The organism is Thalassomonas sp. RHCl1 (assembly GCF_947387555.1).
Lineage (GTDB): Bacteria > Pseudomonadota > Gammaproteobacteria > Enterobacterales > Alteromonadaceae > Thalassomonas.
In genome coordinates this window covers 372295-384857 of record NZ_CANDNZ010000007.1, presented here as the reverse complement: position 1 = coordinate 384857, position 12563 = coordinate 372295, and the positions used below count along the sequence as shown (strand labels likewise).

Sequence of the window (12563 nt, the reverse complement as noted above, 5' to 3'; positions counted from 1 at the left end):
CGAACCCTCGATAGGGTATAAAGCCTATACTCCCTTAGCAGGGGAGCGCCTTCGGCCACTCGGCCACCTCTCCAGTGGGTGCGAATATTAATGGATCTAAAAAATATGTCAAATGATATTCGCAATAATCTACTAAAAATTATCGAATAAATTTTAATTGAATAAAAAACAAACTTATTGGTGAAAAACTTTCCGCATTATCACACAGGGAGTCAAACCTGCACCCGTTTAACTCGTTAATCAACTACTACACAGATACAGCTTCCAGCCAACAAATCGCTTATTTGCCAATGACAGCATGATTATTGAGGTGAGAAATAGTAATTACAGACAAAGAGGCCGGCTGGATAAAGCTGACTTTCGCTTCCTTAAAAGCCGCCGCAGATATTGCCGAGCAAAGTAACAAAGGCACCTTTAAGAACCTTACTTGTAGATACTTGCCTTTACAAATAAAAGCCCCCTATCCGGAAGTCATCCGTTGAAATTTTCCCAGCATGAGAAAACATAAATTTCAGACAAAAAAAAGCCCGACTAAAAGTCGGGCTTTCTCTTCCACATGGAATGTGGCGGACGCGGCAGGAGTCGAACCTGCGACCGCCTGGTTCGTAGCCAGGTACTCTATCCAGCTGAGCTACGCGTCCGCGGTATATTAATTTCTTTATCCAGTCTTAATATAAACTGTCACTTTCATTGCTGCCACTAATTCAAGAGAAAAAGTGGCGGACGCGGCAGGAGTCGAACCTGCGACCGCCTGGTTCGTAGCCAGGTACTCTATCCAGCTGAGCTACGCGTCCGCAATGGCGGAGAGGGAGGGATTCGAACCCTCGATAGGGTATAAAGCCTATACTCCCTTAGCAGGGGAGCGCCTTCGGCCACTCGGCCACCTCTCCAGTGTGGTGCGAATATTAATGGATCTAAAAAATAAGTCAAACACTTTTTTATCTTTTCTTTTATCTTTTTCACTGTTTGCCGAGAAAACAGCCAGGACGTGTATTTTTCAGCCTAAAAGGTATAAAAACCGCCGATTTTATCCAATAAAACTGGTATGGAGTTTTGGCAAGACTAATTCGGATAACGGCCCGCTGGTAGCTAAATTAAGTCATTCTTGTCTGTCAACGGCTGATTATCGCCCGCAATCATCAACAAATAGCCAAATAAAAGAAATATTCAGGTCAATACGATGAAAAAACAACAAATAACCAGAAAAAATAGCTGAGACTCTTATTTAAAAATTTCCTGTTGCAGCACTTATTGCTTATGCTCATTTTTCTCAGGCATAAAAAAACCGGCAATTGCCGGCCTTTTATATCAACACGCTACACCAAGTTTTTTGCCCGGGCTCAAATTCGCGATGCGAAGAGAAAGCTGCTGACTTTTTCACATATACATAACTCAGGCTAATACTAGCCAGGATGCTGCTGTGAAATTAAAACTTATTCCCTGTAGGGTCTGTATCACCTTTTTCGGACTGTATACGCATGTATATTTCCTCACGATGAACTGAAACTTCCTTCGGCGCATTAACACCTATACGCACCTGATTACCTTTAACACCTAAAACTGTAACGGTAACGTCGTCACCAATCATCAACGTTTCACCGACTCGTCGTGTTAATATTAACATTCTACTGTTCCTTTCTCTTTAAAATGAGGTCCACTAAATATTTATAAGCTAGTAATAAATAAAGTTAGACTAATTTCTAACAAAGCGCACTAAAGTCACTGTAAACTTTGTAAAAATAACTAGTTATTATTTTGATGAATTTAATCCGAAGGTCTGGTGTAACAACCTGACCCCCTTAACGAGATTTAATTCATCTACAATGACAGAAATAGTGATTTCTGATGTTGATATCATCAACACATTGATATTTTCTTTGGCTAATGCAGCAAACAACTTTCCTGCAACACCGGCATGGGATTTTAGTCCGATACCTATCGCTGATATTTTAACAATCTTCTGATTGCAATGAATAGCACCTATGATGTTTTTTTGCGCCATTTCGTGTAATTTTTCGCTCGCCTGAGCACAATCATCACGATGTATAGAAAATTTAACCTTGTGTTTACAATTGTTTTGCATTTCAACAGAAATCATATCCACTTCGATCCCCGCCTCACCTAACAAAACAAAAATTTCGGCAAGGGTATTGTCGTCAATAACATCACTAATGGTCACCAAAGCTTCCTGCTGATGATGGGCAATATTCGACACGGGTTGCGATGTTTTCGACTCACCTGCCATAAGTGCTTCGTTGATCACTTTCGTTCCATCTCCTATAGCAAAACTACTCAAAACTCTGATCGGCATATTGTGGGCCATGGCGTACTCCACTGCCCTATTTTGCAACACCTTGGCCCCCAAACTTGCCATCACCAACATCTCATCAAAGGCAATCGCCGCTAATCGTGTTGCCTGAGGCTCAATACGGGGATCGGCGCTGTATATGCCGTCAACATCGGTATATATCTGGCATTCGCTTGCTTCCAGGGCAACGGCGACAGCGACCGCTGAGGTATCTGAACCTCCCCTGCCTAAGGTCGTGATATTTTGCTCGCTATCCATGCCCTGAAAACCGGCAATCACCACCACCTGCTCCTGCTCAAGCGCCTCAAGCAAACGTTTATTATCCACCGACCGGATCCTCGCCCGGCCAAAATGGTTATCGGTTTGAATGCCCACCTGGTGGGCAAGCAGAGAAATGGCGGAAAAACCACGTTGGATCAGGGCAATGGCCAGCAAAGAGATGCTGACCTGCTCGCCGGCAGATAACAGCATATCCAGCTCCCGGGTTGCCGGCTTTGGATCCAAGGCGGTGGCAAGGGATAACAAGCGATTGGTTTCACCTGCCATGGCGGATAAGACTACCACTACCTGATGTCCCTGACGCCGGGTAGCAATAATATTTTCAGCGATCGCTTCTATACGGCTGAGGGAACCGACAGAGGTTCCCCCATATTTTTGAACAATAACGGCCACGTCGGGTTAAGACAGTTTTTCCGCTAACCAGGGCTCAACGGAGGCCAGTGCCGGAGCAACATTTTCTGGCTGGCTACCGCCGGCTTGCGCCATATCCGGCCTGCCGCCGCCTTTACCGCCGACCTGCTGTGCCACCATGTTCACCAGTTCACCCGCTTTAACGCGGCCAACCAGATCTTTGGTGACACCGGCAATCAGGCCAACCTTACCGTCATTGGCAGTAGCCAACATAATGATGCCGGACTGGATTTTATTTTTCAGCTCATCCATCATGCCGCGCAGGGCTTTGGATTCAACGCCGTCAAGCTCGGCAACCAGCACTTTAACGCCGTGGATATCTTTCGCCTGCGATACCAGATCAGAGCCCGCCTGAGCCGCCAATTGCTGTTTCAACTGGGCAATTTCTTTTTCCTGTTGCTTACTTTTGCTGATCAGCTGCTCAACTTTACCGGTGACACCCGGTACATCAGATTTCACCAGGGCGGCAATGCTGGCAAGAGAAGAAGACTGCTGCTCGACAAAACATAGCGCAGCTTCGGCGGTTACCGCTTCAATACGGCGAACACCGGCAGCAATGCCAGCTTCAGAGGTGATTTTAAATAAACCGATATCACCGCTGCGTTCAACATGCACACCACCACAAAGCTCGGTTGAGAACTCACCTAAGGTCACCACCCGTACTTCATCGTCGTATTTTTCACCAAACAGGGCCATAGCACCTTTTTCTTTGGCTTCATCAATCGGCATTAACGCCGTGTGACGTTCAAGGTTACGGCGGATTTCACCGTTAACCATCTGCTCAACCTGGCGCAGTTCATCCAGGGTTACCCCTTCAAAATGGGAAAAATCAAAACGTAATTTTTCCGGCTCTACCAGGGAGCCTTTCTGGGTAACATGCTCCCCTAACACTTTTCTTAAGGCAGCATGTAATAGGTGAGTTGCGGTATGGTTTTTGACAATGGCGGCACGGCGCACGGTATCAATTTCAGCTCTGACCCTGGCATTTAACTGCACGCTGGTATGGGCAACACCCACATGGGCGAAAGCATTGCCTAATTTGATGGTATCGTTTACTTCAAAAACACCACCCGGTAAATGCAGCTCACCGCTATCCCCTACCTGACCACCGGATTCGGCATAAAAAGGTGTGGCATCGAGGATCACAACCCCCTGCTCACCATTGTCCAATTGAGATACCGACTGGCCATCTTTGAAGATTTCTACAACGGTCGATGAGTAAGAGCTGTTGGTATAACCTTTAAAGCGGGTATCGTGATCCGATTTCATCTGCTCATTATAGTCAGTACCGAACTGGCTGGCCTGCTGGGCACGCTCGCGTTGCAGACCCATAGCAACATCAAAACCATTATGGTCGATTTTCAGCTGGCGCTCACGGGCGATATCCGCAGTTAAATCCGCCGGGAAACCATAGGTATCATAAAGTTTGAAGACATCATCACCGGCGATGGTATCCCCTTTAAGATTGGTTAAGATATCTTCAAGCAATAACATACCGCGATCTAAAGTACGGCCAAACTGCTCTTCTTCAATGCGCAGGATCTTTTCAATAATTTCTTGCTTCTGGATCAGCTCAGGGTAGGCTTCTCCCATTTGCTTAGCCAGTGAGGCCACCAGCTTATGGAAGAAGTGCGATTTCGCTTCCAGCTTATGACCGTGGCGAATGGCGCGACGGATAATACGGCGCAGCACATAACCGCGTCCTTCATTTGACGGCATCACGTCATCGGCAATTAAGAAACTACATGAACGGATATGATCGGCAATCACCCGCAGGGATTTATGCTCAAGATCGTCACAGCCAAGTAAATTGGCGGCATCCTTGATCAGCCCCTGGAAAATATCGATTTCATAGTTACTGTGTACCCCTTGCATAATGGCCGAGATACGCTCAAGTCCCATCCCCGTATCTACCGAAGGCTTAGGTAAAGGCTCCATAGTGCCGTCGGCGTGACGGTTATACTGCATGAAAACCAGGTTCCAGATTTCAATATAACGGTCGCCGTCTTCATCCGGTGTGCCCGGAGGACCACCGAAGATTTCTTCGCCGTGGTCGTAGAAAATTTCGGTACAGGGACCGCAAGGACCTGTGTCTCCCATAGACCAGAAGTTATCTTTGGCGCCGATACGGGAAAGACGCGCAGGATCTACACCGATTTGCTCCAGCCAGATTTTTTCGGCTTCGCTGTCTTCTTCAAAAACCGTCACCCATAACTTTTCTTTTGGCAGCTTTAACACATCCGTTAAAAATTCCCAGGCAAAACGAATGGCATCTTCTTTAAAGTAATCGCCGAAACTAAAATTACCCAGCATTTCAAAGAAAGTGTGGTGGCGTGCGGTATAACCGACATTTTCCAGATCGTTATGTTTACCGCCGGCGCGCACACAACGCTGCGACGAAGTCGCCCGGGTATAACTGCGGCTTTCAGCGCCTAAAAATACGTCTTTAAATGGCACCATACCGGCATTGGTAAAAAGTAAGGTGGCGTCATTGCCCGGCACAAGTGAACTGCTGGAAACGATTTGATGCTGCTTAGATGCAAAATAATCTAAAAATGCCTGACGTACTTCGGCACTGGTCTTTATCATGGGTCTGTCCAATTAATTGAAAAAGTTAATCTGTTTGCAATACTGCCATAATTTCGTCGATCGAAAAACCGCGGTATTGGAGAAAACGTATCCGCTTGGCTTTATCTTTTTGATCTTTGATTTCTTTGAGAGCAAAGCGTTTATTATACGCAAGCTCGGCCTGATGATACCAATCGGTATTCTGCTCCTGGCCAAGCGCTTTTATCAGGGCGGCGCTAACCCCCTTTTGTTGTAATTCATTTTGAATATAACGCCAGCCAAATCCGCGGCTGAGGCGATAACGAAACACACTGTCGGCAAAACGTTGATCACTTAAATAATCTTTTGCGATTAGATGTTCAATAACGACGCTTATTTCTTCAGGGGCATAGTCCTTGGTTTTAAGCTTATTCACCAGCTCTTTTTCCGAGTGTTCGCGCCTGGCTAAAAAGTTAACCGCCGAATGCAATATTTCTTTGTTCAATGGGAATTACATCTCTATCCGAATGGCGGCTATTTTACCCGCAAAAGCAGGCAAAATAATAGAGTAAATATCGGCATATTGGTAAATGTTGCCGCCAGGCAAGCCGCAGGATGGATTTTCTCCCCAAGAAAAAAGCAAATCATCTTTTGCCGCGGCTTTTCGCTATACTTTAACGCCATTATCACGCAAAATATTTGCGTTAACTACAACCGACTAAACTCATCAAATAAAACAAGGACCTGTATGAAGGGACCAAGACTAATCATAAAGCAGTTTTTCAGCCTGTTTACCCTGATTTTATTGCTGCAGGCTTGCGGCGGCTCAGGTAACAATGCCCCGACCTTTACCATTTCAGCCGATACTTCCAAGGTAAGTTTCAGCACGGAAGCAGGTATGGCATCAGAGCAAACCCTGGCGGTTAACGTCACCTTTGACGGCGAAGGCTTGCTGGTGGGTTACGCACCGGATGCCGCTTCCACCGGCTGGCTCAACTACCGCACCGAAACGGTCAGCGCCACCTCCGCCACCATTTATATTGATGTGGTCACAGAATTTGATTCTGAAGCGGGCCCGGTTTTCCTCCCCCAGGGCCTGTATAACAGCACATTACGCCTGTCTACCGGCAGCACCGCCGACAGAAATCTGTCTCATCATGATATAGACGTTTCCTTGCTGGTATGGCAATTAATGAGTTTTGGCGAAACGTTCGGCGCTACGGCTACAGACAGCCAGACGGTTTCCGTTGCCAATAATGGTGAAACCTTAACTGCCAGCGCAGACGTGGACTGGTTAACGGTTCAGACCCAGGCAGGCACTGAAAATACCGAGTTTACGGTAACGGCGGATCTAAGCGGCTTTAGTGCTTCCGGCTTGTATCAGGGCAATGTTATCATCACCGGCAGCAATGGTGATATGAGCTTGCCGGTAGAGCTTGGCCTGGATAACCGTTATTTGTTTGCCGATGATAATACCCTGGCTTTCACCTCAACCCCGGATATTGATGCGACAGAGCAAACCATCACCATCAGCAGCAACAGCCTTTCTCCCTATAACTGGCAAGCCAGTACCGAATCCCCCTGGCTAACCTTAACGCCGATAACCGACAGCAATCAATTAAAAGTCACAGCCGATCCCTTATTGGCAAGTGCCAATACGATTAATAATGCCAGCATCACTATCAGCTCGGCTGAAGACAATACCCTGCTCGCAGAAACCGTCAGTGTCAGCCTTTATAACAGCGATACCAGCAGTGAAAGCACCAATATCTCTGCACTGGCCATTAACGAAAATGCCCTGGTGTATGCTCCTTTACAGCCTTATGTCTACGTCGGCATGAATAATGAGCTGCGGGTTTATCACCTGTATAGCAATGAGCTAATCACCTCGGTAGAGATATCACCACAAGCTAGCTTGTTAAAGGAGTTGGTAATACATCCCCAAGGGGATTTCATGCTCGGGCGTGCCGATGAAACAACCCAGGATGAAAACGGACAATCACAAACGGTTATTCACAGATATAAAATCGACTTATCTGACATAACCGGCATTAGCGCAACAGAGCTCGGTGAAACCTCTATCACCTCGGAAGCCGTGAAGTTTGTACGCTTTGCCGGACGTTACTTTGTGGTTACTGAGCGCGTTGAAATTGCCGATGACAACCTGCAACAACTCTATTGGGATACCAGCGATATCTTTAGTGCAACAAGGATTGAACAGGCCAGCCAGACCGGCGGCCTGTTCGCCCTGGATGATAACAACGCCACATTCAAACGCTACGATGCCAAGGTCAATGATTTCACCACTGATAATATCAGCCTGAGCCTCAGCCACAGTTATAAGCCGGAAAGCCTGGCCGATGGTGATACCATTCGTGATTTTGTCATCACCAAGGATGAAAGCAATATTTACCTGCTCAGCCCAACGACACAATGGCTGAGTTTTGATGGCAGTGAATTTACCGATCAGGGGTTAATTGAGGCCGAGGTCGAAGCAGAGGAAAATACCACGCAAAGCACGGTTGCCCTGGCAAAAGATAACAACGACCGGGCACACTTTTTTATTGCCACTTTTCTTGGCAGCAGTACCTTTAGTCTCGATGCCCATATTTATAATGATCAGCAAGAGTTAGTCACTTCAATGCAGGCTCGGGATAACCTTACCGACTTAGGCGCGATTTCTGCTGCTATATCAAACGATGACAGACGGCTGATGGTTAACAACACCAGCATAGCCGCAGTAAATACCCTTTCATTTACCAACCTGCCGCAGTTTACCACCTCAAGCACCAGCTTAACCTTTACCGGTGTTGTCGGTGAAAGCATTCCCAGCCAGAGTGTCACCATATCAGGCATAGGTGAAAACTGGCAGGTAGCTGAAGATGCGGGGTTAATTTTCACCCAGGATAACAGTGGTGAGTTGGCGCAGTTAATCGTTGAAATAGACCATACGCTTTTCTCTGTCGCCGACACTTATACCACAGCCATTCGCTTAAGCGACCCCGACACTAATACAACTGCCGAGATCGCCGTTGAATTAATCCTAAGCGAAAATTAGCGCTTTCCCCCCGAATGACTATCATAAGCCGCCAAGAAAATATCATGTTCCTGGCGGCTTATTTGACTGGCTTCCCAGCCAATAGCCCCCGATTAATACATCACTTTAAATCACTGATCAGGGTTTGCAACCAGCGTTCTTCATTAATAAAAGACCAGGACCAGTGCTTATAATCTTCACCTATGCCCATGGCAAGAATATCCTGCTCTGACTTCCCTTCACTCAGTGCTTTGCTCACCCGCTTGATACTGTAATCTATCATCTGAGCAAAAACCTTAAACCTGGCCTTATCGGCTAACTTACCGTGCCCGGGAATAATCTTGACATCCTCCGGCAGCTTATCCAGCAGCGCATTTACATTCGCCAAATAAGTTTTAACATTACCACCGTGCTTGAGGTCGACATAGGGAAAACCAAGTTCAAAAAACAAATCGCCGGTATGCAGCACATTGGCCTTTTTAAAATAAACCACAGAGTCGCCGTCGGTATGGCCGCCGGGCAGATGGCTGATTTGTATTTCTTCACCCGCCAGATAGACAGTCAAACCGTCCTGATAGGTTACCACAGGCAAAGCCCCAAGCTCATCGGGGCGCTCCTTGCCGATACGTTGCCGGACATTTTCATGGGCAAAAACAGGCGCCTTGGCGGCAAAGCTGGCATTACCGCCGGTATGGTCCTTATGGAAATGGGTATTGACGATATATTTCAGCCCCGGGTTGTCTACACTACTGATGCTTTTCATTGCCGCTTCGATACGCCCGGCAAGAGGAGCAAATTGATCATCCACCATTAACAAGCCCTCTTTTGTGGCCAGCACGGCAATATTGCCTCCCGAGCCCTGCAACATATAGACATTACCGGCCACCTGCTCGGCTTTAATTTTCACCGAAGCAAAACGGTTGGCATGACTTTGCCCGCCCGCAAGCAGCAAAAGTCCTAAACCAAGAGTAAGCAAAAACAATCGCATGATTTATCATCCCTAAGATATTAAGTAGCATTAACAACTTACTATATAGAGAAAGCTTAAGAAGTGAACAAAAACTTGCCTGTGGTTTTATATCGGCAAGCTTAACTGGCTGGTGCCCTGCTCTTTTTCGGCAAATCCCAGGGTTAATCCCACCAGGCGGATCCCCCGGTTATCGGCTCTCGCCAGGGCTTTTTTCAACAGGCATAGGAAAAATTCCAGATCGCACTCCTGGCTTTGTAATTCCACGGTAGTCTGATTAAAGTCGGCGAATTTCAATTTCACTCCCTGGCGGGTAATGCTTCTGTCGTTGTGTTTTTCCAGGCGCCGCACCAATTTAGGAAAAAGCTGATTGACGACATCGGCACATTCCACAGAGCTGATATCATGTGCCAAGGTGGTTTCAATCGCCAAAGACTTGCGCAAACGGGAAGTTTCCAGCTCGCGTTCATCCAGGCCAAAGCTGCGCTGATACAGGGAAAAGGCAAATTTACCGACAATTTGCTGCAATTTGCTGACATTGCTGCTGCGGACATCGGCACAGGTGTGATAACCAAACTGTTTCAGTTTTTCTGCCGTTTTCGGTCCTATGCCGGGAATTTTCTTCAGCGGCAACCGCTCAACAAAACTTTCCACTTTATCGGGGGAGATCACACACTGGCCATTGGGCTTATTTTCATCGCTAGCAATTTTCGCCAGGAACTTATTCGGGGCAATGCCTGCCGAGGCCGTCAGGTTAAGCTCATTAAAGATCTCCTGCCTGATTTGCCGGGCAATCAGGGTAGCACTGCCATGACATTCACTGCTGTCGGAGACATCCAAATAGGCTTCATCTAACGACAAGGGTTCGATAATGTCGGTATAACGTAAAAAGATGCCGCGGATCTTTTGCGAAATCTCCTGATAAACCGCCATGCGGCCATCGACAATTTTTAAATCCGGACATAATTGCAGTGCCTTGGCCGCCGGCATCGCCGAGCGAACACCGTATTTACGGGCCTGGTAATTACAGGTACAAAGCACACTTCTCGGCCCGCTGCCGCCAACCGCCAAAGGGATGTCACGGTACTCGGGATTGTCCCGCATTTCCACCGCCGCATAAAAACAGTCCATATCAATATGAATTATTTTACGCACCGATACCTCCTCTGAACACTAGCCGCACAAACACTGTCTATATATACAGTCTAATTAAATATACAGACAATGCAAGTGCTTCTTGGCCAAAGAGGGCAGAATATGACGCATGTAAAAATAAGTTAAATCAGCTTTCCCCTTCCGGGTAAATGATATACCTTAACCAGCTCTTTAGCTGAATGCAGATGATCAACGTGATATTTTTCAGAGTACTATTTTACCTGTTGTTTTTCCTACTCTTTTTAAGCACATATGCCAAGGCCCATGTTAGCAGCCCGTCACAGGCCAGCCTGTTTATTCTTAACGACAACGAATATAAGCTCGAATTGCAGCTTGATATTGTGCACTTGCTGCAGCAGGAAACCGGACTGGAAAATAATGATAAAACCCTGCTCCCGGCGCTGCAAAAACTGCCTTTGCCCGCCTTGATGAAAGCCCTGCATGCCGGTAAAAACCGCTTGCAACAGCAAACCACCATAAAATTCAATCAGCAGGCGTTTCCGCTGGTTAGCCTGCTGGCCCCAAGCTTGCTGCAAGTAAAACAAATTCTGGCGAATCCGCCGGGAATATCACCTTACCAGCTCACTTTTACCGGTTATGGCGATATGCCAGAGGATAGTGCAGAAGTTAACATAAGTTTTCCTGAAAGCCTGGGGGATGTTTCTCTGGCGCTGGCACGCCCCTATCAGACTTTTGTCCTGGCGGGAAAAACCAGTGAAACCATTACTTTGCACCAGCAGATGTCCTTTTCTGGTGAGCTTGCCGCAAAAATCACTACTTTCATCGATTACACCGTCCAGGGGATATTGCATATCATCCCTAAAGGTTTAGACCATATCTTATTCGTATTGGCCCTGTTCTTATTGGCAACCAAAATGTCTACCTTGTTATGGCAGGTCAGTGCATTTACTTTGGCCCATACCATCACCTTAGGCTTAGGGATCTATGGCGTGGTCAATTTACCCGCCACCATAGTCGAGCCGTTAATCGCCTTATCCATTGCTTATGTTGCAGTAGAAAATATTTTTGCCCTGCAGTTGAAAAAATGGCGCATCCTGGTGATCTTTGCCTTCGGTTTATTGCACGGCTTAGGTTTTGCTTCGGTATTGCTGGAATTAGGACTGGCCCCGGGGCAATACCTGTTAAGTTTAATTGCTTTTAATATCGGCGTTGAACTGGGGCAGCTTGCCGTTATTCTGCTGGCTTTTGCCTGTGTCTGGTGGTGGCAAAGCAAGCACTGGTATCGCCAGCGCATCGTACAGCCGTTAAGCCTGGTGATTGCCGTAACCGGGGTCTACTGGTTTGTTGAAAGGATTATTTAAAGCACTTTAACGGTAAAAACGCTCTCCGAAAAATAAAAACGAGCAACCAGCTTGCTCGTTTTTATATACAGGATGTATGGTATCCCTTGGTGTCATGGATGACAGTGAAAGGGGTATACAGGATGTATGGTATCCCTTGGTGTCATGGATGACAATGAAAGGGATATACAGGATGTATGGTATCCCTTGGTGTCATGGATGACAGTGAAAAGGGGTATACAGGCGCTATCCCTGAGTGTCATAAATGACAGATAAAGGGGATATAATGAAAACCTAAAAGCTAAATATTCTTGATATCTATACTGTTTTCTTGCTTCAACGCCGCTTTGCGTTCACGCTCCTGGCGCTTTTCACAGGGATTGTCACAGTCACAGGCTTTTTCAATGCCCATGGACGACAAACCGCCGCAGCTGCCTGCCAGGCTCTTTTGCTGGAAGATATACCCTACAGCCATGGCCGCAACGATAACCAGAAAGAACCCCAAAGTGATTAAAAATATTGTCATATATGACCTCTATACAGCTTAATCTTATCTCT

The 12563-nt window shown here is 46.7% G+C and carries 9 protein-coding genes and 3 tRNA genes; 2 read left to right on the top strand and 10 right to left on the bottom strand.

What is annotated here, in order from left to right; all coding sequences use genetic code 11:
• Positions 1 to 564: 564 nt before the first annotated feature.
• The 7 genes from QL234_RS20710 to QL234_RS20680 form a co-directional block, all read right to left on the bottom strand.
• A tRNA-Arg gene (locus QL234_RS20710) sits at positions 565 to 641 on the bottom strand.
• Between the two features lie 76 nt (positions 642 to 717).
• A tRNA-Arg gene (locus QL234_RS20705) sits at positions 718 to 794 on the bottom strand.
• 4 nt (positions 795 to 798) lie between these two features.
• Positions 799 to 890 (bottom strand) — tRNA-Ser (locus tag QL234_RS20700).
• Between the two features lie 536 nt (positions 891 to 1426).
• Positions 1427 to 1624, bottom strand: a complete 198-nt coding sequence (gene csrA, locus QL234_RS20695; RefSeq protein WP_044830468.1) for a carbon storage regulator CsrA — start codon at positions 1622 to 1624, stop codon at positions 1427 to 1429.
• Positions 1625 to 1750: 126 nt separating this feature from the next.
• Positions 1751 to 2980: an aspartate kinase gene (locus QL234_RS20690; protein ID WP_281559668.1), complete on the bottom strand. Its 1230-nt coding sequence runs from the start codon at positions 2978 to 2980 to the stop codon at positions 1751 to 1753.
• Positions 2981 to 2986: 6 nt separating this feature from the next.
• Positions 2987 to 5587: an alanine--tRNA ligase gene (alaS, locus tag QL234_RS20685; RefSeq protein WP_281559667.1), complete on the bottom strand. Its 2601-nt coding sequence runs from the start codon at positions 5585 to 5587 to the stop codon at positions 2987 to 2989.
• Between the two features lie 25 nt (positions 5588 to 5612).
• Positions 5613 to 6050 carry a regulatory protein RecX gene (locus QL234_RS20680; protein WP_281559666.1) on the bottom strand — a complete coding sequence of 146 codons (438 nt, stop codon included), beginning with the start codon at positions 6048 to 6050 and terminating at the stop codon, positions 5613 to 5615.
• Positions 6051 to 6293: 243 nt separating this feature from the next.
• Between QL234_RS20680 and QL234_RS20675 the strand changes: the two genes are divergently transcribed.
• Complete coding sequence (locus tag QL234_RS20675; protein ID WP_281559665.1) at positions 6294 to 8603, top strand: hypothetical protein; 2310 nt, start codon at positions 6294 to 6296, stop codon at positions 8601 to 8603.
• 100 nt (positions 8604 to 8703) lie between these two features.
• Here the strand turns inward: QL234_RS20675 and QL234_RS20670 are convergent, their stop codons facing one another.
• Both QL234_RS20670 and dinB read right to left on the bottom strand, forming a co-directional pair.
• Positions 8704 to 9570, bottom strand: coding sequence for an MBL fold metallo-hydrolase (locus QL234_RS20670; protein ID WP_281559664.1), 867 nt, complete (start codon positions 9568 to 9570; stop codon positions 8704 to 8706).
• 87 nt (positions 9571 to 9657) lie between these two features.
• Positions 9658 to 10704 (bottom strand): DNA polymerase IV, encoded by a 1047-nt coding sequence (gene dinB / locus QL234_RS20665; RefSeq protein ID WP_281559663.1) that lies wholly within the window; start codon positions 10702 to 10704, stop codon positions 9658 to 9660.
• 194 nt (positions 10705 to 10898) lie between these two features.
• On the opposite strand from dinB, the gene QL234_RS20660 reads away from it, so the two are divergent.
• A complete protein-coding gene (locus QL234_RS20660) occupies positions 10899 to 12026 on the top strand; it encodes a HupE/UreJ family protein (RefSeq protein ID WP_281559662.1) in 1128 nt (375 codons plus the stop codon).
• 280 nt (positions 12027 to 12306) lie between these two features.
• Here QL234_RS20660 and nqrM read toward each other — a convergent pair whose 3' ends face one another.
• Positions 12307 to 12531, bottom strand: coding sequence for a (Na+)-NQR maturation NqrM (gene nqrM / locus QL234_RS20655; protein WP_281559661.1), 225 nt, complete (start codon positions 12529 to 12531; stop codon positions 12307 to 12309).
• Positions 12532 to 12563: the final 32 nt, after the last annotated feature.

Bases quoted from the DNA above. Each gene is read 5' to 3' on its own strand.
- alaS (WP_281559667.1), bottom strand. From the start codon at position 5,587: ATGATAAAGACCAGTGCCGAAGTACGTCAGGCATTTTTAGATTATTTT.
- nqrM (WP_281559661.1), bottom strand. From the start codon at position 12,531: ATGACAATATTTTTAATCACTTTGGGGTTCTTTCTGGTTATCGTTGCG.
- QL234_RS20675 (WP_281559665.1), top strand. From the start codon at position 6,294: ATGAAGGGACCAAGACTAATCATAAAGCAGTTTTTCAGCCTGTTTACC.
- csrA (WP_044830468.1), bottom strand. From the start codon at position 1,624: ATGTTAATATTAACACGACGAGTCGGTGAAACGTTGATGATTGGTGAC.
- QL234_RS20670 (WP_281559664.1), bottom strand. From the start codon at position 9,570: ATGCGATTGTTTTTGCTTACTCTTGGTTTAGGACTTTTGCTGCTTGCG.